At 68.1% G+C, this 22,919-nt stretch carries 16 protein-coding genes; 5 read left to right on the forward strand and 11 right to left on the reverse strand.

From position 1 onward, the window contains the following. Window positions 1-76 precede the first annotated feature (76 nt). Window positions 77-3,238: a hypothetical protein gene (locus AVMA1855_RS14150; protein ID WP_284426191.1), complete on the forward strand. Its 3,162-nt coding sequence runs from the start codon at window positions 77-79 to the stop codon at window positions 3,236-3,238. Between the two features lie 140 nt (window positions 3,239-3,378). Here AVMA1855_RS14150 and AVMA1855_RS14155 read toward each other — a convergent pair whose 3' ends face one another. From AVMA1855_RS14155 to AVMA1855_RS14180, 6 genes are all read right to left on the reverse strand, one after another. Beyond that, the gene (locus AVMA1855_RS14155) at window positions 3,379-5,679 is read right to left on the reverse strand and encodes an NADP-dependent malic enzyme (RefSeq protein ID WP_284426192.1); all 2,301 of its coding nucleotides are present in this window, start codon (window positions 5,677-5,679) and stop codon (window positions 3,379-3,381) included. 158 nt (window positions 5,680-5,837) lie between these two features. Continuing rightward, window positions 5,838-7,604: a methyl-accepting chemotaxis protein gene (locus AVMA1855_RS14160; protein WP_284426193.1), complete on the reverse strand. Its 1,767-nt coding sequence runs from the start codon at window positions 7,602-7,604 to the stop codon at window positions 5,838-5,840. Window positions 7,605-7,998: 394 nt separating this feature from the next. Then, window positions 7,999-8,652 carry a TetR/AcrR family transcriptional regulator gene (locus tag AVMA1855_RS14165; protein WP_284426194.1) on the reverse strand — a complete coding sequence of 218 codons (654 nt, stop codon included), beginning with the start codon at window positions 8,650-8,652 and terminating at the stop codon, window positions 7,999-8,001. Window positions 8,653-8,784: 132 nt separating this feature from the next. Next, window positions 8,785-9,480 carry a GntR family transcriptional regulator gene (locus AVMA1855_RS14170; protein WP_284426195.1) on the reverse strand — a complete coding sequence of 232 codons (696 nt, stop codon included), beginning with the start codon at window positions 9,478-9,480 and terminating at the stop codon, window positions 8,785-8,787. Between the two features lie 32 nt (window positions 9,481-9,512). Continuing rightward, window positions 9,513-11,357, reverse strand: a complete 1,845-nt coding sequence (locus tag AVMA1855_RS14175) for a methyl-accepting chemotaxis protein (RefSeq protein ID WP_284426196.1) — start codon at window positions 11,355-11,357, stop codon at window positions 9,513-9,515. Between the two features lie 86 nt (window positions 11,358-11,443). Beyond that, window positions 11,444-12,727 (reverse strand): C4-dicarboxylate transporter DctA, encoded by a 1,284-nt coding sequence (locus tag AVMA1855_RS14180; protein WP_284426197.1) that lies wholly within the window; start codon window positions 12,725-12,727, stop codon window positions 11,444-11,446. A gap of 256 nt (window positions 12,728-12,983) precedes the next feature. On the opposite strand from AVMA1855_RS14180, the gene AVMA1855_RS14185 reads away from it, so the two are divergent. Genes AVMA1855_RS14185 through AVMA1855_RS14195 form a run of 3 tightly spaced genes read left to right on the forward strand, consistent with a single transcriptional unit; the run spans window position 12,984 to window position 14,696 of the window. After that, window positions 12,984-13,877 (forward strand): DUF6402 family protein, encoded by an 894-nt coding sequence (locus tag AVMA1855_RS14185; protein ID WP_284426198.1) that lies wholly within the window; start codon window positions 12,984-12,986, stop codon window positions 13,875-13,877. Next, on the forward strand, window positions 13,871-14,278 hold the full coding sequence (locus tag AVMA1855_RS14190; protein WP_284426199.1) for a hypothetical protein: 408 nt from the start codon (window positions 13,871-13,873) through the stop codon (window positions 14,276-14,278). Before AVMA1855_RS14185 ends, AVMA1855_RS14190 begins: the two co-directional genes overlap by 7 nt. A 43-nt stretch (window positions 14,279-14,321) precedes the next feature. Next, window positions 14,322-14,696 (forward strand): hypothetical protein, encoded by a 375-nt coding sequence (locus tag AVMA1855_RS14195; RefSeq protein ID WP_502870336.1) that lies wholly within the window; start codon window positions 14,322-14,324, stop codon window positions 14,694-14,696. 23 nt (window positions 14,697-14,719) lie between these two features. Here AVMA1855_RS14195 and AVMA1855_RS14200 read toward each other — a convergent pair whose 3' ends face one another. From AVMA1855_RS14200 to AVMA1855_RS14215, 4 genes are read right to left on the reverse strand one after another with little or no spacing between them, the layout of a single operon-like run. After that, window positions 14,720-15,964 carry a M20 family metallopeptidase gene (locus AVMA1855_RS14200; protein ID WP_284426200.1) on the reverse strand — a complete coding sequence of 415 codons (1,245 nt, stop codon included), beginning with the start codon at window positions 15,962-15,964 and terminating at the stop codon, window positions 14,720-14,722. Continuing rightward, window positions 15,961-17,736, reverse strand: coding sequence for a 2-oxo-4-hydroxy-4-carboxy-5-ureidoimidazoline decarboxylase (gene uraD, locus AVMA1855_RS14205; RefSeq protein ID WP_284426201.1), 1,776 nt, complete (start codon window positions 17,734-17,736; stop codon window positions 15,961-15,963). The genes AVMA1855_RS14200 and uraD overlap by 4 nt, the downstream gene beginning before the upstream one ends. 5 nt (window positions 17,737-17,741) lie before the next feature. After that, a complete protein-coding gene (gene puuE, locus AVMA1855_RS14210; protein ID WP_284426202.1) occupies window positions 17,742-18,725 on the reverse strand; it encodes an allantoinase PuuE in 984 nt (327 codons plus the stop codon). 7 nt (window positions 18,726-18,732) lie between these two features. Then, window positions 18,733-19,398, reverse strand: a complete 666-nt coding sequence (locus tag AVMA1855_RS14215) for a GntR family transcriptional regulator (RefSeq protein WP_284426203.1) — start codon at window positions 19,396-19,398, stop codon at window positions 18,733-18,735. 84 nt (window positions 19,399-19,482) lie between these two features. On the opposite strand from AVMA1855_RS14215, the gene AVMA1855_RS14220 reads away from it, so the two are divergent. Then, window positions 19,483-20,841, forward strand: a complete 1,359-nt coding sequence (locus AVMA1855_RS14220) for a glycerate kinase type-2 family protein (protein WP_284426204.1) — start codon at window positions 19,483-19,485, stop codon at window positions 20,839-20,841. A 142-nt stretch (window positions 20,842-20,983) separates the two neighbouring features. On the opposite strand, the gene ggt is transcribed toward AVMA1855_RS14220, so the two are convergent. Next, window positions 20,984-22,795 carry a gamma-glutamyltransferase gene (gene ggt / locus AVMA1855_RS14225; protein ID WP_284426205.1) on the reverse strand — a complete coding sequence of 604 codons (1,812 nt, stop codon included), beginning with the start codon at window positions 22,793-22,795 and terminating at the stop codon, window positions 20,984-20,986. Window positions 22,796-22,919 lie beyond the last annotated feature (124 nt).

A 22,919-nucleotide genomic window follows, 5' to 3' on the forward strand; every position in this document is an offset into this window, starting at 1 on the left:
GGAGGGATTCGTTTCCCGGGCGGGGGCTTCGGGACTTCCGAAAAAAGCCGGCAGGCGGGGCAAGACGATGACTCGCATGTCATTGCCCTCCAAACTCTCGAACCGCTTCGGTCTGGCCCGCTTCAGCGTTGATACGCCCATGGGCCAGACACAGCGGACCCCATCGATCCCCAGTGCCGCGGTGCGGCCGCCCCTGGACGGCCCGGCGCCTCGCCGCTCCAGCGCCGCAGCATCGACCCTGCCGCCGCGTGGCGCTTTGCCGGACAGGAATGAGGCCGCTGACCACGCCAACGTCCCGGCGGCCGCGCAGGCCGCTGCCGCCCAGCCCCAAGCCACCCATGTGCTGCTCGATGCCATGGCACAGGCCGAGCCCGACGGCTCCGCGTTGACGAAGGCGCTGTTCGGGCCGGGTGGGCAGCGTTTCGGCGTGGCGGCAGATCTCGCACTCGCGCTGACCGAGATGGATTTTTCGCGCATGGTACCGATTCCGGGGCTTCCTGGCGCGCCCACCGTGATCCTGGCCGAAGCCCTGGCCGCCGCGACGGGCGGCGACGCACAACTGGCACTGGGCGCGCTGGAACTCCTGCAGGAGTTTGATCCGCAGCAGGAAATCGCCGCGGCCTGGCAGCAGCGGGCCGGTGCGCCGGACGACGACGCGGCCTCGGTCTTCTACACGCCCGCAGGCTCCTTGCATGGGGTCGACGACGAGCCGGCTCCCTTGTCGCCCCCGGTCTCGCCCGCAGTCTCGCGCTCGCCATCGGCCTCGTCGATGGAAGGGGGTTCGGTCTATCACACGCCCTCGGCTTCGCTGGATGGCGGCCCTGACCGGTCGCTGCCGGGCTCGCCGCGGCGCTCCGATGCGGGCCTGCCGAGCGATGCCACCCTGGCGGCGCGGCGTGCGGTGTGGCAGGTGGCAGCCGCCCTGGCCGACACGCCCATGGGCCTGGACGTACTCCAGGCCGTCGTGGCACGCCCTGTGGATGCGGCGCACAGCCGGGACTTCGCGCTGCTGCTCAAGGCCGCATCGGGAATGCCGCCCGGGCGCGCGGAGCGGGGCGACCCTGCCGCCATCCTGGCCAGCGCGCCGGCCCTGGACACGCTGACGGGCAAGGCCGTCGCTTGCGCCGCGGCGCGGATGGTGGGTGATGTGGCCGCGGCCTTGCCCCACCAGTGGGCGCTGACCGCCGTGCGCAACGACCTGTTCGAGACTGGGCCGGGGACGGACTTTGCCGCGATCAACGCCCGCCTGATGAAGACCGGGCGCTGGATCGAGCGCGCCACGCCGGAGCGCGGGCGCCTGCTGCGCAACCCGATCTTCGGCAAGTCGCCTTTCCGGGCCCTGCGCCACGGAACGCAGAAGGTGGAGCGGGGCCCGGCCGTCACGCGCCACCGGCTGGCGCGCGAGACGGCGCTGCGCGAGGCCGCCGCTGCTTTGCAGGACCAACTGATCGACGCCGCACCGTACCTGCGCTCGCCGGGCCCCGGCCGGGTGCCCGAAGCGTTGCTGCGCGCGGCGGTGCTGCGGCATTGCCTGGAGACGCCGGTACCGCAGTCGTTCGAACGGGCGGGCTTCGACGAGGCGGCCTGTGCCGACATCGCGGACCGCCTGGCGCTCCTGCTGTCGCGGGACCCCAGGCCGGGCCTGGCGCGCCAGTTGGCGCAATCGCCGCAGTTGCTGGCGCTGGCCGACCTGCGCCTGGATGCCGAGGCGATGGGCCAATGGTTTTCCGAGGCCCGCGAGGCGACCGGCAATGTCCAGGCGCTGGAGCGAGAAAACGTGCACTGGGTGCAGGCCATCTCCAAGGCCCTGGCGCGGGCCGAGAAAGAGGTGCAAGGCCGCGACACCCGGGTGCCGGTGATCACCCGCGAGACCGTGCGTTCGGCATTGAAGGACATCGTCGCCAACATCGAGGGCTCGTCGCGGCTGCGGCTGAGCAGCGGCGGGCTGGTCGGCGTGGGGCTGCGGCAGATCACGTCGTCGATCAGCGCGGTGGCGAGCGCCTTTTTCCTGCGGGGACGGATCGATGGCCGGGCGCAGCGCGGCCGCCAGGCGGTGTTCGAAATCGCCATGCCGCCCTACGATATGGAGCTGTTGCTGGGATCGCAGCGCCAGGTGGCCAAACAGGTGGGGGTCGGCGCGTTCGTCGGTCCGGACATCGGCGTGGCGAAGGCGGGGGTGAACGTCGATACGGTGCTGTACGGAAGGGAGGACGCCGAGATGCAGGGCATCTCCCTGCGCCTGCCGCGGGTCGGCCGGCCGGTGCCGGAGCTGCGGGCCGAGTTCTCGGCGCTGGTGGACGCGCTGCTCGACGGCAGCGAAGGCGGGGCGCGGGCGGATGACCCCACTGATCTCCTGCAGCGGCTGCTGCAGGAGTTTCCTGACCTCACGGTCAACCGTGTCGGCTTGGCCGTCGATGGCCGCCGCCGGCATGGGCTGGGCGCGGACCTGATGGGATCGATCGGGAAGTGGTATGCCAAGGTCAGTGCCGGTGTCGGCGGCTTCGTCGAGGCCCAGCGCGATGTCACCAAGCACTACGCCGACGCCACCGGGCGCATGCGCGTGGAACGATCGATCCAGGGAAACAACCTGCGCGCCGGGGTTGGTGCCAAGGTGTCGGCTGGCCCGTCCGCCACCGTCGCGTCGGACACCTCGTTTTCTGGCAAGGTCGATGGGTCGCTCGCCGCGGTGCAATTCGGCGTGGGCGCGGAACACATTCTCTCGGGCGTGTCCCACCGGCGGGAGGCCGTGTACGAGGACGGCCGCCTGCATCCGCTGTCGTTCGAAGAGACGGAATACCAGAAAGTCGATGCCTTCATGGAGTCGATGAAGCCGCAGAGGGACGCGTGGGTGGACGCTGGTGCCGACCCTGCGCGCCTCGATGGCCTGCTGAACGACATGAGCAGCGATGCGGCGCCCACCCACAGCTTCGCGGCACGCCACATCGTGACGCCCGAGGCCCGCGCGCGGGACGATGCCTACCGTTCGTCCATGCAGCTGTGCGCGAAGCACCCGAGCGGCTTGCCGCAGGCGGTCTCCGCGCTGGCCGAAACGGTTGAAGCGCAGTGGAAGGACCCGGCGGCCAAGCAGCCCTATTCGCTGCGCTCGTACGAGCGCAACATGGTGCAGAAGACGCAGGGCGTGGAAGTGGTGGTTCAGTTGGCGAGCGTGGAGACGGCCGAGGCCTCGCACATCGACAACCGCCTGGACGTGCCGGCCCAAAGGCCACGCCGGGCCTGAAAGCGTGGGGCACACGGTTCGGCCGGGGCGGCAAACGGCCCGGGCGGGCCGTGGTTTGCGCCATGCCTTGTGCAGGCATCGGCTGCCACCTCGCCAGGCCGGCCCCGGGGTGGGGGCCGGTCTGGCGAGGTGGACTTTTTTTAGCGGCTCTTGGCCGCTGCCGCGTTCGCTGCGGCCAGCGCGGTCATGTTGACCACGCGGCGCACGGTGGACGAAGGCGTCAGCACATGGGCCGATGCCGCGGCGCCCAGCAGGATCGGACCGATGGTCGTGCCGTGGCTGCCGGTGGTCTTGAGCACGTTGAACAGAATGTTCGCCGCGTCCAGGTTGGGGCAGATCAGCACGTTGGCCGAGCCCGACAGCGTGCCTTCCAGCAGCGCGTTGTGGCGGATTTTTTCCGACAGGGCCGAGTCGCCGTGCAGCTCGCCGTCGCACTCGATGTGGGGCGCCGCCTTCACGAACAGGTCGCGTGCCGCGCGCATCTTGCGGGCCGAGGGGCGCGTGGACGAGCCGTAGTTGGAGTGCGACAGGAACGCCACCTTCGGCGGCAGGCCGAAGCGCTGCACTTCCTCGGCCGCCATCAGCGCGATCGCGGCCAGTTGCTCGGCATCGGGCGCCTCGTTGATGTACGTGTCGGCGATGAACAGCGTGTGCTGGTCCAGCGTGAGCGCGTTCACCGTGGCGAAGTCCGGCGTGCCTTCCTTCAGGCCGATCACCTGGCGCACATGCTCCAGATGGTGGTCGAAGCGGCCCACCAGCCCGCACAGCAGCGCGTCGGCGTCGCCCAGGCGCACCATGAGCGCGCCGATCAGCGTGTTGGAGCGGCGCACTGCGGCCTTGGCGGCCTCGGGCGTGATGCCGTCGCGGCCCATGAGTTGGTGGTAGGCCTCCCAGTACTGGCGAAAGCGCGGATCGTCCTCGGGATTGCAGATCTCCACGTCCTTGCCCGGCTGCAGGCGCAAGCCGGCCTTGGCGATGCGCGTGGCGATGACGGCGGGGCGGCCGATCAGGATCGGGCGCGCCAGGCCTTCGTCGACGGCCACCTGCGCCGCGCGCAGCACGCGGTCGTCCTCGCCCTCGGCATAGGCCACGCGCTGGGGTGCGGCCTTGGCGGCGGTGAAGACCGGGCGCATGAACATGCTGGTCTGGTAGACGAAGCGGGTGAGGCTTTCGCGGTAGGCCGCGTAGTCCTGGATGGGCCGCGTGGCCACGCCCGAGGCCTCGGCCGCCTTGGCCACGGCCGGGGCGATGCGCAGGATCAGGCGCACGTCGAAGGGCGTGGGGATGAGGTAGTTGGGGCCGAACGACAGCTCCTGGCCCGCATAGGCCGCGGCCACCTCGTCGCTCATCTCGGCCTTGGCGAGGTCGGCGATCTCGCGCACGCAGGCCAGCTTCATCTCCTGCGTGATCTTGGTCGCGCCGCAGTCGAGCGCGCCGCGGAAGATGTACGGAAAGCACAGCACGTTGTTGACCTGGTTCGGATAGTCCGAACGGCCCGTGGCGATGATGCAGTCGGGGCGCACGGCCTTGGCCAGTTCGGGGCGGATCTCCGGCTCGGGGTTGGCCAGGGCCAGGATGATCGGCTTGTCGGCCATGGTCTTGACCATCTCGGCCGTCAGCACGCCGGGGGCCGAGCAGCCCAGGAACACGTCGGCGCCGTTGACCACGTCGGCCAGCGTGCGGGCCTCGGTCTTTTGCGCGTAGCGGGCCTTGGATTCGTCGAGGTGGGTCCGGCCGTCGTGGATCACGCCCTTGGAGTCCACCACGAAGATGTGCTCGCGCTTCACGCCCAGGCCCACCATCACGTCCAGGCAGGCGATGGCGGCGGCGCCTGCGCCCGACACGGCCACCTTCACCGCGCCGATCTCCTTGCCCACCAGTTCCAGGCCGTTCAGCAGCGCGGCGCTGGAGATGATGGCCGTGCCGTGCTGGTCATCGTGGAACACCGGGATGTTCAGGCGCTTGGAGAGTTCGCGCTCGATGTAGAAGCACTCGGGCGCCTTGATGTCTTCCAGGTTGATGCCGCCCAGCGTGGGCTCCAGCGACGCGATGATCTCCACCAGCTTGTCGGGATCGCGCTCGGCCAGCTCGATGTCGAACACGTCCACGCCCGCGAACTTCTTGAACAGGCAGCCCTTGCCCTCCATCACCGGCTTGCCGGCCAGCGGACCGATGTCGCCCAGGCCCAGCACGGCCGTGCCGTTGGTGATCACACCCACCAGGTTGCCGCGCGCCGTGTAGTCGAACGCCAGCGACGGGTCGGCCTGGATGTCCAGGCAGGGGTAGGCCACGCCCGGCGAATAGGCCAGGGACAGGTCGCGCTGGTTGGACAGCGGCTTGGTCGGCGTGACCGAAATCTTGCCGCGGCTGGGGTTGCGGTGGTATTCGAGCGCGGCTTCGCGCAGGGCCTGCTCGGCTGCGGACAGTGTGTGTTGTGTCATGGATGGAGATCCTAGGGAGAAATGCGCAGGGAGCTTACTCCAAGCGGGGCGCGGAAATCCTCCCTGCCAATGCGGATTGCGCATGGCGTGCAACGCGTTCGCAAGGCCCGCGCGATGGCGCCGCCATGGTGTCGACATCGCGCCGCCATCGCACGGCTTCAGAAGCTTTCCCACTCTTCCTGGCTGCCTTTCGGGGGAAGTGCGCGCGGCACGGCCCGTGCCGGCGCGGGCCGTGGTGCCGCCGCCCTGGCGTGGGGGAGGGCGCGGGCCGGCTGGCTGCGATGCACAGGCGCCTCGCGCGGGCGCAGGAGCGGGGCATGGGCCTTGGCCGCAGCCGGGGGGGACGAAGGCAGGGGCGCGGCTTCGTCGAGCTTGAAGACGCCCACGGCGGCCACCAGCTGCTTGACCTGCTGGTCGAGGCTGTCGGCCGCTGCCGCTGATTCCTCCACCAGGGCCGCGTTCTGCTGCGTCACCTGGTCGAGCTGCATCACGGCTTCGTTGATCTGGCTGATGCCCGAGGTCTGCTCCTGGGTCGCCGACGTGATCTCCTGGATCAGGTGGCTCACGCGCTGGACCTGCCCGACGATGTCCTCCATGGAGGTGCCCGCGGCATTGACGAGCTGGCTTCCGTTGGCCACCTTGTCCACGCTGTCGTTGATGAGCGTCTTGATCTCCTTGGCGGCTTCGGCGCTCTTTTGGGCGAGGCTGCGGACCTCGCTGGCCACCACCGCGAAACCGCGGCCCTGCTCGCCGGCCCGGGCCGCCTCGACGGCGGCATTGAGGGCCAGGATGTTGGTCTGGAACGCGATGCCGTCGATGACGCCGATGATGTCGGCAATCCGCTGGGACGAGTGGTTGATCTCCCCCATCATCGATACGACCTGCCCGACCACTTCGCCACCCTTTTGCGCGGCCTGGCTGGCGGACTGGGCCAGTTGCGCGGCCTGCTTGGCGGTGTCCGCGCTGCTCATCACCGTGCTGGTCAGCTCCTCCATGGAGGCGGCGGTCTCCTCCAGGTTGCTCGCCTGCTCTTCGGTGCGTTGCGACAGGTCGGCGTTGCCGGTGGCGATCTGGGTCGCGCCCACGGCGATGTTGCCGCTGCTGGCGCGCACCGTGCCGACCACCTCGCGCAGCGAGGTTTGCATGGTCTGCATGGCCGCCACCACGCTGCCCGGGGCGGCGCGGGAGGTGTCGATGGGGAAGGTCAGATTTCCCTGCGCGATGGCACCGGCCACCCGTGCCACATCGGCGGGCTCGCCGCCCAGCTGGCGCGTGAGCCCCCGCGTGAGCAGGACGCCGATCAGGATGCCCAGGACCACGCCGCCGATCGTGAGGCAGATGAGGATGAGGCGCACCTGGAGGTAGATCTCGGTCGTCTTGTCGTTCAGGCTCTTGGCATTGCTGCGCTTGCGTTCGACGATCTGTCCCAGCAGGTCGTCGGCCTTGTCGGCGAGCTGTCTGACTTCATGGATTCTGGTCACCGAGGCGCGCGTGTTCGCCAATTCTTCCGTCTGCAGCAGCGCGAGGACGGATTGAATGCCATCGTCGTAGGCCTTGGCGGCTTTCTGGCTCTCGGTCACCAGGGCCTTGCCCTGTTCCGTCACGGAGAAGTTGCCTGTCTTGTTCAGCGATTCGTGCATCGCCTTCAAGCGGGCCTGCACCGATTCCGTGTGGGTACGCCGCTCCTCCTGCGTCGATGCGAGCAGGGCATTGCGAATCGCCCGGCCTGCAGCGATGAGCTGGATATTGGCGTCCGCCGCATGGGACAGGCCGACCACCTCACGCTCGTACATCAGGTCGGCCAGGTCATTGATCTCACTGGATCGCAGGATGCCGGTCGTGCCGATCAACGCGCCGATCGCCGCGACTGCCAGAAAGCCAGCGGTCAGCTTGGTGCCGACCTTCATTCGTGTAAACCATTCCATTTTCGGAGTCCGTTGGGATTGTCAAAGACCAGCGGTGGCGCTGGCGACGCATTGGATTGCCGCAGGAATGGCCCAGGCCTCGTGAGCACTGGGTGGAGGGGCGTTGATTCACGAGGCGCCGTGACGCGCCTCGTGCAAGCAAGGTCGAGAGCCGCTTTTGTCTTTTGTCGTTGTTGGAGCCGATGGCAAAGCCTTGCAGGGACACATCGCGGGACCGTGCCAATGCCTGCGTAACCAATAGTTTCAAATCCTATCAGAAATGAAACCGATTAGTGTCATTAATGGCGATGCCTGTCAGCACGGAGCAACAAACGGAAGCGGTTGAAGTCCTGGTGCGCCCTGCACAGGTGCACGTGGAAAGGCCGCAGCGGTTGCCGCGGCAGGTCGCAGGCGATCAGGTGGCGCGGCAGCCGGCCAGGAAGACCGCCACGGACCGGTGCATGAGATGCGCCTGCTCTTCGGGCGATCCGGGAGGCATCGCGAAGGCCGCCAGGTTCTGCGCCGGCGATGAGATCAGGCTGGCGAACACCTTCGCCAGGGTGGGCAGGTCATCCACCACCATGGCTTCACTGGCGAACAGGGCCGCCAGATGCTGTGCCAGAAGCGCCAGGTATTGCTCGATCAATCCATGGACCAGCGGGGCCAGCTCCGGGTGCAGCGCGATGCCGTGGATGGCGAACCGAAGCCAGTTCTGCATGCCTGGGTGCAGCAGCGTGGCATTCATTTCCAGGCCGATCCGCACCAGCTTGTCCTGCAGGGCCAGGCCGGGCGCGAACTGAAAATCGAGTTGCAATGCGGGCAGCGCGGCGGTCGCCAGCACCTCGCGCAACAGGTTTTCCTTCGACTCGAACCGGGTGTAGATGGTCCGCTTCGTCACGCCTGCCGCAGTGGCGATGGCTTCCATGCTGGTGCCAGCGTAGCCGTGCTCCAGCATGAGTGCAGACGCCACACCGACAATGATCTGGCGCAGTTCCTGCGCGCGCTGGACGCTGGGGCGTCCGAGGGGGGATCGGCCGACTGACGGGGCACGACCTTCGGTGGGGGGCATGGTGGCGGGTCGTGTCTGTCGCTGTGGGGCACGAATGCTACGCCCGCGCCGCCCATGCCGCCTGGGGAACTGCCTCTAAACGGAGATGGGATGGCGAACCGGTGGCCCGCCCGGTGGGCTCGCGTGCGCGAATCAGCCCCGCGTGCCGTCCCGCGCCGGCAGCGGCGCCAGCGAGTCGCGCAGGCGGTCGTGCGAGCGGGGCGCCTGCGAATCGAGCGCTTGCTCCACATGCCCGATGTGCGTCAGCATGCGCTCGCGCGCCAGGGCCGTGTCGCCGCGCTCGAGGGCCTCGACGATGGCGGCGTGCTCGGCGCACGACTGGCTGGCCTCGTGGCGCGACTGGTAGAGCGAGGCGGCCAGCGTGGTGCGCGCGGTGAGGTCACGCAGGATGCCGCTCAGGCTGCGGTGGCCCAGCGCTTCGGCCAGGCACACATGGAAGTCGGCCAGCAGAAAAGCCCGGGTGGCGGCATCCGCATCGTCGATGGCCTGCTGCTCCTGCGCGATGTGCTGGCGCAGCCGGCGCACCACCGCCTGCAGCGGCCGCCCGGCTTCGGCCAGGATGCCGGACTCCACGATGCGCCGCGCCGAGAAGGCATCACGGGCGTCTTCCACCGAAGGCTCCACCACGTACCAGCCCCGGCGTGGCCGCACCTCGACGAAGCCGCGCGCCTGCAGTTGCATGAGCGCCTCGCGCACCAGGGTGCGGCTCACGCCGAACAGGGTGGCCAGCGCCTGCTCGCCCAGCCGCTCGCCGGGGGCGAGCTTTTGCGCCAGGATGGATTCCACCACCTGCTGGGCGATCTGGGTCTGGCTGCTGGCACCGTTCATGGTGAGCAAAGGGCGGTGCCGGCCGTCGCTTTTCAGCGCGGCAGGGCGAGGGGCGTCGCGCCGCCGTGGCCTGCTGCGGCGTGCTTGTCCAGCGTGAAGCCGGCCACGGTGCGCGAGAGGTTGTGCGCCTGCTCGTTGAGCACGCCCGAGGCGGCGGTGGACTCTTCGACCAGCGCGGCGTTCTGCTGCGTGGCGCGGTCCATCTCGGCGACAGCCTGGTTGATCTGGCCGATGCCGGCGCTCTGCTCGGTCATCGAGCTGTTGATCTCGCCGATGATCTGCGTGACGCGCTGGATGCTGTCCACGATCTCGCCCATGGTCTCGCCCGCCGCGCGCACGCGCTGGGTGCCGGTCGTCACGCTCACGCCCGAGGCATCGATGAGCGTCTTGATCTCCTTGGCCGCCGTGGCGCTGCGGTGCGCCAGGCTGCGCACCTCGCTCGCCACCACGGCGAAGCCCCGGCCGTTCTCGCCGGCACGGGCGGCTTCCACGGCCGCGTTCAGGGCCAGGATATTGGTCTGGAAGGCGATGGAGTCGATCACGCCGATGATCTCGCCGATCTTGGAAGAGGCCTTGGAGATCTCGTCCATGGTGCTGACCGCGCTGGCCACCACTTCACCGCCCTTGCTGGCCGACGCGCTGGCCGAGGTGGCCAGGCGCGTGGCCTGCGCCGCCGCATCGGCGGACTGCTTGACGGTGACGGTGAGCTGCGACAGCGAGGCCGAGGTTTCCTGCAGGTTGCTGGCCGAAGTCTCGGTGCGGTTGGACAGGTCGTGGTTGCCGGCCTTGATTTCGTCGGTGGCCGTCTTCATCGATTCGACGCCGTGGCGCACGTCCTGCAGCACGGTGCTGATCTTGTCCACGAAGGCATTGAACGACGAGGCGATCTGCGCCACCTCGTCGCTGCCGGAGACGGGCAGGCGGTGCGTCAGGTCGCCGCCGCCCGAGCCGATCTCGTCCATGGCGTCGCGCACCTCCGACAGGCGGCGGAACGACTTGGCGGTGAGCATCGCGCCCACCGCAGCCGCCAGCACGGCCAGCAGCACGATGGCCACGGCCAGCGTCTGCAGCACGCTGCGCAGGCCGGTGGTGGCCTCGGCCTTGTCCAGGGCCACGATCAGCGACCAGTCGGTGCCCTGCACCGGGCGGGCCTTGAGCAGCTTGGCGCTGCCGTTGAGCTCCACCTCCATCGGCCGCGTCGCGCTTGCGAGCGAGGCCATGGCGGCGGGGGTGAGCAGGGGCGAGAGTTCGGTCACCGGCTTGAGGCTGAGCTTGGCGTCCGCGTGGGCCAGGATCTGGCCGTCGCTGTTCACCACGAAGCCCAGGCTGCTCGGCGTGGGGCGGATGGCGGCGACCACCTCGCGCACGCCCTCCAGCGGCACGGCGCCGTTGACCACGCCCTGCAGCGCGCCGCTGCGCAGCAGCGGGGCGACGAAAGCCACGTAAGGCACGCCAGTGGTCGAGTCGCCATACGGCTTGGTCACGGCCAGCTTGCCGGCCTGCACCGCGGCCTTGTACCAGGGGCGGGCCGTCGGGTCATAGCCCGCAGGGGTCTGCGTGGTGGACTTGAAGGTCTTGTCCTCCCAGCCCACGGTGGTGATGGGAAAGCCGTTGGCCTTGCCCATCAGGGCCACGTAGCCCTGCGGATCGCCCTGTTCCACGACCGCCGCGGTGGCGTTCACGGCGGCCGCCTTGGCGGACACCCACTGGTCGATGGCCATCGTGTTGCCCGCCGTAATGGCGTTCAGGTCCTGCTCGATGGTCTCGAACGTGTTGGTGCGGGTGATGGAGTAGGTGGCGGCACCGGTCACCGCCAGGGCACAGACGACGGTGGCGGTGCTGATGACGAGGATTTTGGAGCGCAGAGACTGGATCATGGCGGCCTCGGAAAAGGAAGTCCTGCATTACACCGTAATTGCGTTACCAGTGCTTACAGCATCCTGGAATGTGTGTGGAAGCCGCACTACACGTCCGTGGGCGCATCCAGCGCCTTGCCATCCAGCACGGCATGTGCTCGGTTCCGGTCGATGTCGCCTTCCCACGAGGCGATGGCCACGGTGGCCACGCAGTTGCCGATCAGGTTGCCCACCGCGCGGGCGATGCCCATGAACCAATCCACCGACAGCACCAGCACCAGGCCGATCGCGGGAATGGCCGGAATCGCATGCAGCGTGGCCGCCAGCACCACGATGGCCGAGCCCGGCACGCCGTGCGCGCCCTTGGAGGTCACCAGCGAGATCGCCAGGATCGTCAGTAGGTCCGCCATGGAAATCGGCGTGTTCGTGGCCTGCGCGATGAACACCGCCGCCAGGGTGATGTAGATCGAGAACGCGTCCAGGTTGAACGAATAGCCTGTGGGAATCACCAGGCCCACGGTCGAGTCGCGGATGCCCATGTGCTTGAGCTTGGCCATGACCTGCGGCAGCACGCTGTCGGACGACGTGGTGGCGAACACCACGGCCAGCTCCTCGCGCAGGTAGCGCAGCAGCTTGAACAGGCTGAAGCCCGAAAACCGCATGATCAGCCCCAGCACCACGGCCACGAAGATAAACACCGCCGCATAGAACAGCGCGACCAGCAGGCCCAGCTGCTTGAGCGAGCCGATGCCGTACTTGCCCACCGTGAACGCGATGGCCCCCAGCACGCCCAGGGGCGCGAGCTGGATGATCAGACCCATCGCCTTGAACAGCACGGCGGAAAAATCATCGATGAGCGAGACCACCCGCGCGCCGCGCTCGCCCACCAGCGACAGCGCACAGCCGAACACGATGGAAAACAGCAGCACCTGCAGCACGTCGCCCGTGGAGAACGCGCTGATCGCCGTGTTGGGAATCAGCTTGAGCAAAAAGTCGCTGAAGCCGCCGCCCGCCAGCTTGTTGGCGTTGTCGGCATAGGCGCCCATGGCCGAGGCGTCCAGCGCCCGCGGGTCCACGTTCATGCCGACGCCCGGCTCGAATACGAAGGCCAGCACCAGCCCCAGGACCAGCGCGATGCTGGTGACCACCTCGAAATAGATCAGCGACTTGATCCCCACGCGGCCCACCCGCTTCAGATCCCCCGTGCCCGCGATGCCATGCACCACCACGCAGAACACGATGAGCGGGATCAGCATCTTGATGAGCTTGATGAAGCCGTCGCCCAAGGGCTTGAGCTGTACCGCCCACTGGGGCCACAGCAGACCGACGATGACGCCGGCGATCAGGGCCAGGACCACCCGGCCGAACAGGGAACGGAAGAAGCGTTGCATGGGATCTCCGGCAGTCATCACGTTGGTTTACCAAACTTGCATACAAGAAATGTAGACATTGAGCAGGGCCATTGGTTTGGGGGTTATCCCGCGTGTGGCGTGGCGGCACGGCGGTGGTGCTGCGGCTTGATCAGGAGCAAAGCTGGCTTGCGATTGGTAACTATTAATCAATTATTGAGGGGCCATTCGTCCTTCAAGCGCTTCTATCATCCGCGCCTGTCGAATGAAGACAGGAATAAAAACGGGAGGAATGACCATGAACGACATCGTGACGGTGCCGCAGGAGGCACTGCGCGCTGAACTGGCGCGCAAGATTGCGCCCAAGTACGCCACACGGCTTTTTCAGCTGCGTGACATTCCGGGTGTGATGCGTTCCCGGCTGGGGTGGCCGGTGGCGTCGAACTTGATGGAGCGGTGGTTCAACGGGGCGGCTTTCCAGATGACCGAGGGAGTCAAGGGCAGTCTGGAAGGCAGCCGCTTGAATCAATTGCCTGCTTCTCAGTTAGACGACAGCACCGTCACCATGGAATGGGCGATGGGTTTTGCACGTGTCAGGGCCGCAGTCCAAGAATTGCAAGCCAAATGGGCAAGCCCTGCTGGCATGCAGCAGTTGAAGATCCGAGTGGGTAGGGCGAGTCTGGGACAAAATCACAGTTGCTGGCGCTTCGGTAATTTGGCTCAATCGCCAGCAGTGTTGGACTCGACTTGCCAAGTCAATTATTTGGTTTTCGGAAAGTTGAGCGATCCGCTCGATGATTTATATGGGGCAATGGGCGAGGCGCAAATCAAGGTGGCTGTTTCAGGGGTGGTCACTCCACAAGGAGGCGGAAAAGCCGGTATCGAGGTGGATGAGTTGGCTTTTTATTTGCGCGATTCCTACGATTTCAACGACGGCAGATTCTTTATATCCCAACCCCTTGGCTGCTGGGGATTCAATGGAATGGAGTGTGGTCTTGGCACGAAAATGGGTGTGCCCATCGAACCGCAGACAGTGAACGAGTCACCTTCATCGGTCCAGAGTCGCAAGTACTTGGTTCAGAACGCGGACTTCAGAAGGTGGCGAGAGGTCAATAACAGAGGCGGAGATTTCATGGTTCTTTCCAACACGTTGCGCATCAAGCTTCCTTTTTCACAAAAAATCGCATGGTGATTTTTATGCGCATTGCGTGGAAGCGTTTTAAAAACCCAGTTTTTCTCCTGCTATTGGTGGGTGTCTTGATGGCCGTCTGGTACGCATTCACACCGAAGTTGTTTCATACATCGATCAGCCCGAGAAAAGTCTACCGTGTGGAATATTACGAGGCGTCCCCCATTCAAAGCTTGGTTCACTTCAATTTCAAAATGCCGGCATTTGTTCGGCTGTATCGGAATCAACCGGAGACCTTGCTGGGAGAAAGCGACGTGGTGGAGCTCTGGATGAATGGATCGCTGAACTGGTGGTTCGATGATCCCGTCAATTCGGTGGTGATCGGCAATAACATCGTGTTCGAGAACATCGCGCCCGAATGCCGGGAATGTCCACGGTTGCCGGATGCAGTGTTGATACCATGAGCTGGCGCACTGCATATTCGGTGCCTGTAGGGGCTTTAGCCCCTTGAAGAAAACCCTGTGGATCGCGGCAGTGTTGTTACTGTCATGTGCCCTTTGGCATGCACTTTCCCCAAGATACGATCGCAGCCACTTCAGCCCTCGGCATGTTTATCGACTGGATTACTACGAAGCCTCATGGCTGCAGCGACTTGCGCACTGGGATATGCACTATCCGCATGTCATCCGCCCGTATCGTATCCAGCCGGAAACCCTGTTGGGCGAAAGCGAGGTGGTGGATCTCTGGCTCAACGGGGAGATTTACTGGTGGCTCAATCCACCAGTGAATGCGGTGCAGGTCGGGCGGGATGCGGTGTTCGAAAACATCCCGCCCGAATGCACTGACTGCCCCCGGTTGCCCGACTCCGCCGTCATGCCCTGAGAGGCGGACAGCTGTCCTTCCCTTCACCCCAGCAGGTCGTGCAGCGTCCGCGCCACCACCTTGGTCGCGCGCCGCAGGTCTTCCAGGTCCAGGCGTTCGTCGGCGCGCTTGGCGTGCGACTCCAGCACGGTGCGCGGGCCGGCGCCGTAGATCACGCCGGGAATGCCGGCCTCGCCGTACAGGCGCACATCCGTGTACAGCGGCGTGCCCATGGCCGGGATCGGCTGGCCGAAGAGTGCCTCGCCGTGCTTCTGCAGCGCGGCCACCAGCGGGGCGTTGCCGGGCAGGGGCTGCATGGCATTGGCCAGCAGCAGGCGCTTGATATCCACGGTGATGCCGGCGCAGCCCGCAGCCGCCTCGGCGATCACCTGGCGGATGGCGGCCTCGACCTCGGCGGGGTTTTCCTCGGGGATCATGCGGCGGTCGAGCTTGAACACGACCTTGCCCGGGACCACGTTGGTGTTGGTGCCGCCTTCGATGCGGCCCACGTTCAGGTAGGGGTGCTCGATGCCGTCCACCTTCGAGGTGATCTGCTGGTAGCGGGCGTTCTGCGCATAGAGCGCGTTCAGGATCGCGACCGCGCCCTGCAGCGCGTCCACGCCAGTGTGGGGAATGGCGGCATGGGCCATCTTGCCGTGCACGGTCACCTCCATCTGCAGGCAGCCGTTGTGCGCCGTGACGACTTCGTAGCTGAAGCCGGCGGCCAGCAGGAGATCGGGCCGGGTCAGGCCCTGGCGCAGCAGCCAGCCCGGGCCCAGTTCGCCGCCGAACTCTTCGTCGTAGGTGAAGTGCAGTTCCACCGCGCCCTTGGTCGGCTTCGCCACGGCCTCCAGGGCGCGCAGGGCGAAGGTGAAGCTGGCGAAATCGCTCTTGCTCACCGCGGTGGCGCGGCCGTAGATTTTGCCGTCCACGATCTCGCCGCCGTAGGGGTCGTGCGTCCAGCCTTCGCCGGGCGGCACCACGTCGCCGTGGGCATTGAGCGCCACGGTGCGGCCACCCGCGGCGGTGGCGCCCTCGCCATACGGCCGGCGCACGATGAGGTTGGTGATGGATTCCATGCCGTAGGCCTTGACCTCGGCCTCGGGCACGGGGTGGCGCTCGGCCTCGTAGCCGAAGGCCTGCAGCAGCTCGGCCGTGCGTTCGGCGTGCGGGGCGTTGTTGCCGGGCGGCGTGTCGGTGGGCACGCGCACCAGCGCCTGCAGAAAGCGCACTTCTTCGTCGAAATGTTGGTCGATCCAGGCGTCCAGTGATTGGTAGGTGCTGCTCATGGGGTTTCGGTGGCCAGTTGGTTCAGAAGGTGGGAGAAGGCGTCGACGGCGAGCTGCATGTCGTCGCTGGTCGTGCTTTCCAGGGGGTTGTGGCTGATGCCGCTGTTCAGGCCGCGCACGAACAGCATGGCCTGCGGCATGATTTCGTGCAGCTTCATGGCGTCGTGCCCGGCGCCGCTGGGCATGCGGTGCACCGGCACGCCCAGCGCGTCCACGGCGCGTTCCCAGCGCTGCTGCCACGCGGGTGCGCTGGGCGCGGCGGCGGCGCGCATGGTTTCTTCCAGCGTGTAGTGCAGGCCGCGCCGCGCGGCGATGGACTGCAGCGCGGCCTGCACGTCGTCCACCAGCGCATCGCGCTGGGGATCGGTGGGTGCGCGCAGGTCCAGGCTGAACTGGCAGCGGCCCGGCACCACGTTGATGGAGCCGCCGGGCACGTTCAGCAGGCCCACGGTGCCCACCGAGTCGCCGTCGCGCGCGGCACGCGCCTCCACCGCGAGGATGAGTTCGGCCACGGCCGCGGCCGCATCGCGGCGGCGGTCCATGGGCGTGGTGCCGGCGTGGCTGGCCATGCCGTGCATCTCGCCCACGAAGCGCACGCTGCCGTTGATCGAGGTGACCACGCCCAGGGGCAGGTCCAGTTCGTTGAGCACCGGGCCCTGCTCAATGTGCACCTCGACGAAGCCGAGGTAGCGACCCGGGTCGCGCTGCAGCTTCGGAATGTCGTCGATGCACAGGCCGGCATGCTGCATGGCCTCGCGCAGGGTCACTCCGTCGGCGTCCTTCTGGTCGAGCCATGCCGGGTCGAAGTCGCCGATGAGCGCGCCCGAGCCCAGGAACGTTGCCTTGTAGCGCTGGCCTTCCTCCTCCGAAAAGCCCACCACCTCGATGCCGAAGGGCAGGCGCCGGCCCTGGCGGTGCAGCTCGCGCACGCAGGCCATGGGCACGAAGATGCCCAGCCGGCCGTCGTATTTGCCGCCGTTGCGCACGGTGTCGTAGTGGCTGCCGGTCATGAGCAGGGGCGCATCGGGCGTGGCGCCGTGGTAGCGGCCCACCACGTTGCCCACCGCGTCCACGGCCACTTCGTCGAAGCCGCAGTCGCGCATCCAGTGGCTGATGCGCTGCGCGCAGGCGCGGTGCGCATCGGTCAGGTAGGTGACGGTGAGCTGGCCTTTTTCAGCAAAACCCGGGTCGCTGTGCTGCGCCAGGGTTTCCTGCCAGTCCCATACGCCGTTGCCCAGTGCGGGCGCCACGCCGAACAGGTCGTTCAGGCGGATCTCGGCGATGCGGTGGATGTTGCGCAGCGCCTCGGCCAGTTCGAAGTCCGGTGGGTTGGAAAGCCGGCGCGCGAAGGTGTCGATGATGTCCTGCCGGGGCAGCCCCGTGCCGCGCGGGCCGCGCACCGCGAGGATGAACGGGAAGCCGAAGCGCGCGTTGTACTCGGCGTTGAGCTGCTGGATGCGCGCGAACTCTTCGGGCGTGCACTGCGTGAGGCCGGCCGTGCCCTGCTCGCGGGCCGACTCGGCGGTGAGCGCGTTCGCCACCATGGCCTTGCCCGCCAGTTCCGGGTGGGCGCGCACCAGGGCCAGCTGCGCCTCGCGCGGCGCCTGGGCCAGCACGCGCACCATCGCGTGCTTGAACTGCGCGAGCGAGCGGAAGGGCCGCGCGGCGAGCGCCTGCGCGGCGATCCACGGCGAATGCTCGTACAGGCCGTCCAGCAGGCGCGCGGCCTCTTCGGGGGCGGCGGCATTCAGTTGTTCGAGGGTGAGGGGCATGGCGTTCACTCCGGGCAGGGATGGGTCTCGGCCCAGTGGCGTGCGATGTCGATGCGGCGGCACACCCACACGTGGTCGTGCCGCTGCACGTGGTCCAGGAAGCGCTGCAGCGCGGTGATGCGGCCCGGGCGCCCGAGCAGCCGGCAGTGCATGCCGATGCTCATCATCTTGGGGCGGTCGTCGCCGGCGGGGTCGCCCTCGGCGTACAGCGCATCGAACGTGTCCTTCATGTACTGGAAGAACGGGTCGGCGTGCGAGTAGCCCTGGGGCAGCGCGAAGCGCATGTCGTTGCAGTCGAGCGTGTAGGGCACGATGAGCTGCCGGGCCGTGCTGCCGTCGGTGCGGCCGACCTTCATCCAGAAGGGCAGGTCGTCGCCGTAGTAGTCGCTGTCGTAGGCGAAGCCACCGTGGTCGGCCACCAGGCGGCGGGTGTTGGGGCTGTCGCGGCCGGTATACCAGCCCGCGCCGTGCAGCGTGCCGGGCGCGCCGTGCCGCTGGCCCGTGAGCGCCTCGAAGATGGCCAGGGCCTTGGCCATGTGGGCGCGCTCCACGGCCTCGGGCACGTTCTGGTAGTGGATCCACTTGAGCCCGTGGCAGGCGATCTCGTGGCCCAGTTCCATGAAGGCGGCGGTCACGTCGGGGTGGCGCTGCAGGGCCGTTGCCACGCCGAACACGGTGAGCGGCAGGCCGCGCTTTTCGAACTCGCGCAGCAGGCGCCACACGCCGGCGCGCGAGCCGTATTCGTAGATCCCCTCCATGCTGATGTGCCGGTCGGGGTAGCTGGCCGGGTTGAACATTTCCGACAGGAACTGCTCGCTGCCGGCATCGCCGTGCAGCACGGCGTTCTCGCCGCCTTCCTCGTAGTTCAGCACGAACTGCACGGCGATGCGGGCGTTGCCCGGCCAGCGCGCGTGCGGCGGATTGCGCCCGTAGCCCACGAGGTCGCGGGGGTAGGGCAGGGTGGCGTCGTAGATCGGGGCGGCGGTCATCGGGTCCTCACGAAAGAGCCATGGAGATGTCGTTGGGGGGCAGCTTGCGGTCGAACATCAGGCTGTCCTGCACATGCAGCAGGTGCGCGTCCATCAGGCGCACGGCGCGCTCCTCGTCGCGCGCGGCCAGGGCCTTGACGATCTCGGCATGCTCGTCGTGCGAGTGCGCGGCCTCGTCGGCGCTCTGGTACATGAGCGTGATCAGCGCACAGCGCGAGATCAGCTCCTGCAGCATCTGTGCCAGCACCTGGTTGCCCATCAGCTCGGCCATGCGCACATGGAAGTCGCCCAGCAGTTCGGTGCGGTCCTGCACATCGGCGCCGTCCACGGCTGCCTTCTCGCGGGCCACGTGCTCACGCAGGGCGCGGATGCGGGCGGGGGTGACCTCCCGCACGAAGGCGCGGGTCATCTCGGCCTCCAGCATGCGGCGCACGGCGAACACCTGCCGCGCCTCGTCGGCGGAGGGCGCGGCCACGAAGGCGCCGCGCGCGGGCGCCAGGCGCACCAGCCGCTTTTGCGATAGCTGGAACAGCGCCTGCCGCACCAGTGTGCGCGAGACGCCGAAATGGTCGGCCAGTTTCTGCTCCACCAGCTTGGCGCCCGGCAGCAGCCGGTGTTCGACGATGGCCCGCGTCAGGTCGCCGACGATGGCACTGGTGGTGGAGGTTTCCATCGGCGCATGATAGCCGTGGCCCAGCAATGTGTATACAGTTTTGGTGGACGATGTGGCGCCGACCCGTTCGGCCAGAATCCGGGGATGACCACCCCCAAGACCCCTGCCGCCGCCGGCCTGCCGGCCTTGCCCGTGTCGCCGCCGGCCAGCCAGCCGGCCGCGTTCCTCTGCCATCTGTACGACGTGGCCGTGCACGCCGCGTTGCCGGCCCATGGCCTGGCCGCGCACCTGCCCCCGCCGCCGCGCGGGCGCACGCTGGTGCTCGGGGCGGGCAAGGCGGGCGGCTCGATGGTGCACGCGCTGGAGGCGCTGTGGCCGGCCGATGCGCCGCTGTCGGGCCTGGTCGTGACCCGCTACGGCCATGTGCCCGAACGGCCGCCCGGGTTGCCGCAGCGCGTGGAGATCGTGGAGGCCGCGCACCCCGTGCCCGATGCGGCGGGCCTGGCGGCGGCCGAGCGCATGCTGGCGCTCACGCAGGGGCTCACGGCCGATGACCTGGTGCTGTGCCTGATCTCGGGCGGCGGCTCCGCACTGCTCACCCTGCCGGCCGAGGGCCTGACCCTGGCGGAAAAGCAGCGCATCCACCGCGCGCTGCTGGAGAGCGGCGCCGGCATCGCCGAGATGAATTGCGTGCGCAAGCACCTGTCGCGCATCAAGGGCGGGCGGCTGGCGGCCGCGTGCGCGCCGGCCCGCGTGGTCACTCTGGCCATCAGCGACGTGCCGGGCGACGACCCCGCCGTGATCGCCAGCGGCCCCACGGTGCCCGACGGCACGACCTGCGCCGAGGCGCTGGACATCCTGGCGCGCTACCGCATCGACCTGCCCGCGCCGGTGCATGCGGCGCTGCAGGCCGGCGCGCTGGAGACCCCCAAGCCCGGCGACGCGGCCTTCGCCGGCCACGCGGTCCACCTGATCGCTGCGCCGCAGCAATCGCTGGAGGCGGCGGCGGCGGCGGCGCGCGCGGCCGGCGTGGCGGCGTACATCCTGTCCGACGAGATGGAGGGCGAGTCACGCGAGGTGGGCCGCGTGCATGCGGCGCTGGCGCGCTCGGTGGCGCAGCGCGGCCAGCCGTTCGCGCGACCCTGCGTCATCCTGTCGGGCGGCGAGACCACGGTGACCGTGCGCCCGCGCACCGAGGGCGTGCCCCGGGGCCGGGGCGGCCGGGCGGGGGAGTTCTGCCTGGGCCTGGCACAGGCGCTGCAGGGGCAGCCCGGCGTGTGGGCGCTGGCGGCCGACACCGACGGCATCGACGGCGTGGAGGACAACGCCGGCGCGATGGTCACGCCCGACACGCTGGCACGGGCGCGGGCGGCCGACCTGGCCGTGGCCCGCCACCTGGACCGCAACGACGCCTACGGGTTCTTCTCGGCGCTGGGCGATCTGGTGGTCACCGGGCCCACGCACACCAATGTGAATGATTTCAGGGTGCTATTGATTCAATAGCGGAATGCCCTAGTGGAATATGTGCTGCGGGCCTTTTGGGCTTGAAGCTTCCCCCGGGCCCACGCCCCCATGAAAAAAGGCCGCGCCCCTTGCGGAGCGCGGCCTGGCAGGGCGGGGAACGCCGCGGGTCGGTAGCCCAGCGTCAATAGCCCAGCGTCTCGCCGTCGGGGTTGCGCGGATCGGAGGCGCCGTACAGCAGCCCGTCGTGGAACTGGATGGTCTGCGTGCGGCCCATCGAAGGCTTCACGGCGATGTGGTGGCCGCGGGCCTGCAGTTGCGACAGGGTGTCGGTGCTGAGGCCCTTTTCCACGCGCAGCTCGTCGGGCGTCCACTGGTGGTGCACGCGCGGCACCGAGGCGGCCTCGGCCGGGTTCATGCCGAAGTCGATGGTGTTCACGATGGTCTGCAGCACCGTGGTGATGATGCGTGCGCCGCCGGGGCTGCCGGTCACGAGCATGGGCTTGCCGTCCTTGAGCACCAAGGTGGGCGTCATCGACGACAGCGGGCGCTTGTTGGGCGCCACCGCGTTGGCGTCGCCGCCGACCAGGCCGTAGGTGTTGGCCACGCCGGGCTTGGCGGAGAAGTCGTCCATCTCGTTGTTCAGCAGGATGCCGGTGCCCTTGGCGACGATGCCGCTGCCGAAGTTGGTGTTGAGCGTGTAGGTCACCGCCACGGCGTTGCCCGCCTTGTCCACCACCGAGTAGTGGGTGGTCTGGTCGCTCTCGTACGGCTGGGGCTGGCCGGGCTTGATGTCCTTGGCCTGGCGCGCCGTGGTGGGGCTGATGCCCTTGGCCAGCGACTGCGCGTAGGCCTTGGAGGTGAGGCCCTTGAGCGGGATTTTCACGAAGTCCGGATCACCCAGGTACTCCGAGCGGTCGGCGTAGGCGAGCTTCATGCTCTCGGCCATGTAGTGAATGGTCTGCGCGCTGTTCTGCCCCCATTGCGACAGCGGCCACTGCTCCAGCATGTTCAGCATCTGCACCAGGTGCGCGCCGCCGGAGGACGGGGGCGGCATGGTCACGATCTGGTAGCCGCGGTAGGTGCCGCGCACCGGCTCGCGCTCCACCACCTTGTAGTCGCGCAGGTCCTGCAGCGTGAGGGCGCCGGGGTGGGGCGCCATCTCGGCGGCGATGCGGCGCGCGATGGGGCCCTGGTAGAACGCCTTGGCGCCCTGCTGGCTGATGAGCCGCAGCGACTGCGCCAGGTCCTTTTGCACCAGCCGGTCGCCCACCTTGAGCGGGCTGTCGCCGCGCCAGAAGATCTGGCGCGTCGCCGGCCACTTGCCCATGTTGGCCTTCTCCTGGTGCAGCGTCTTGGCCAGCGTGAGGCTGACGGGAAAGCCCTTGTCCGCCAGCGCGATGGCCGGGGCGATCACGCGCGACAGCGGCAGCGTGCCCCAGTTCTTGAGCGCATGCTCCATGCCCGCCACCGTGCCCGGCACGCCCACGGCGTAGGGCGTGTACAGCGACTTGCCGTCCACCACGTTGCCGCTGGCGTCGAGGTACATGTCGCGGGTGGCCTTTTGCGGCGCCACTTCGCGGAAGTCGAGCGCCACGTCCTTGCCGGTCTTGGCGTCGTGCACCATCATGAAACCGCCACCGCCCAGGTTGCCCGCATTGGGCAGCACCACGGCCAGCGCGAAGCCGATGCCCACCGCCGCATCCACCGCATTGCCACCGGCCTTGAGGATGTCCAGGCCCACGCGCGAGGCCAGTTCCTGTTCGGTGGAGACCATGCCGTTGCGCGCCACCACCGGATGGAACACATCCATGTCGAAATCGTAGGAATTGCTGGCGGCGCGGGCCGCGGCCGTCTGCTGCACGGCCTGCGGCGCGGCGGCGGGCGCTCCCTCGGCACTGCCGGGGCCGGCCGTGGGCACGTTGGTGCAGGCGGCCAGGCTGGCCAGGGCAAGGGCCAGGCTGCTGGCCAGCAGCGTGCGTTGGATGGGGTTCATGCTCTCTCCTCGTTATGAATCGGTGGACGCCCAGCGGCGGCGCCGTGGCGAGTGTAGAGAAGTTGCCTGCCGCTTCCCTGCGGCAGCGCCTGTCGGCGCACCTCCCATTTGCATTTGCGAACGT

This window comes from Acidovorax sp. SUPP1855, from assembly GCF_030158955.1.
In the GTDB taxonomy this organism is placed as follows: domain Bacteria; phylum Pseudomonadota; class Gammaproteobacteria; order Burkholderiales; family Burkholderiaceae_C; genus Paracidovorax.

Bases quoted from the DNA above. Each gene is read 5' to 3' on its own strand.
- AVMA1855_RS14150 (WP_284426191.1), top strand. From the start codon at position 77: ATGTCATTGCCCTCCAAACTCTCGAACCGCTTCGGTCTGGCCCGCTTC.
- AVMA1855_RS14155 (WP_284426192.1), bottom strand. From the start codon at position 5,679: ATGACACAACACACACTGTCCGCAGCCGAGCAGGCCCTGCGCGAAGCC.
- AVMA1855_RS14160 (WP_284426193.1), bottom strand. From the start codon at position 7,604: ATGGAATGGTTTACACGAATGAAGGTCGGCACCAAGCTGACCGCTGGC.
- AVMA1855_RS14165 (WP_284426194.1), bottom strand. From the start codon at position 8,652: ATGCCCCCCACCGAAGGTCGTGCCCCGTCAGTCGGCCGATCCCCCCTC.
- AVMA1855_RS14170 (WP_284426195.1), bottom strand. From the start codon at position 9,480: ATGAACGGTGCCAGCAGCCAGACCCAGATCGCCCAGCAGGTGGTGGAA.
- AVMA1855_RS14175 (WP_284426196.1), bottom strand. From the start codon at position 11,357: ATGATCCAGTCTCTGCGCTCCAAAATCCTCGTCATCAGCACCGCCACC.
- AVMA1855_RS14180 (WP_284426197.1), bottom strand. From the start codon at position 12,727: ATGCAACGCTTCTTCCGTTCCCTGTTCGGCCGGGTGGTCCTGGCCCTG.
- AVMA1855_RS14185 (WP_284426198.1), top strand. From the start codon at position 12,984: ATGAACGACATCGTGACGGTGCCGCAGGAGGCACTGCGCGCTGAACTG.
- AVMA1855_RS14190 (WP_284426199.1), top strand. From the start codon at position 13,871: ATGGTGATTTTTATGCGCATTGCGTGGAAGCGTTTTAAAAACCCAGTT.
- AVMA1855_RS14200 (WP_284426200.1), bottom strand. From the start codon at position 15,964: ATGAGCAGCACCTACCAATCACTGGACGCCTGGATCGACCAACATTTC.
- uraD (WP_284426201.1), bottom strand. From the start codon at position 17,736: ATGCCCCTCACCCTCGAACAACTGAATGCCGCCGCCCCCGAAGAGGCC.
- puuE (WP_284426202.1), bottom strand. From the start codon at position 18,725: ATGACCGCCGCCCCGATCTACGACGCCACCCTGCCCTACCCCCGCGAC.
- AVMA1855_RS14215 (WP_284426203.1), bottom strand. From the start codon at position 19,398: ATGGAAACCTCCACCACCAGTGCCATCGTCGGCGACCTGACGCGGGCC.
- AVMA1855_RS14220 (WP_284426204.1), top strand. From the start codon at position 19,483: ATGACCACCCCCAAGACCCCTGCCGCCGCCGGCCTGCCGGCCTTGCCC.
- ggt (WP_284426205.1), bottom strand. From the start codon at position 22,795: ATGAACCCCATCCAACGCACGCTGCTGGCCAGCAGCCTGGCCCTTGCC.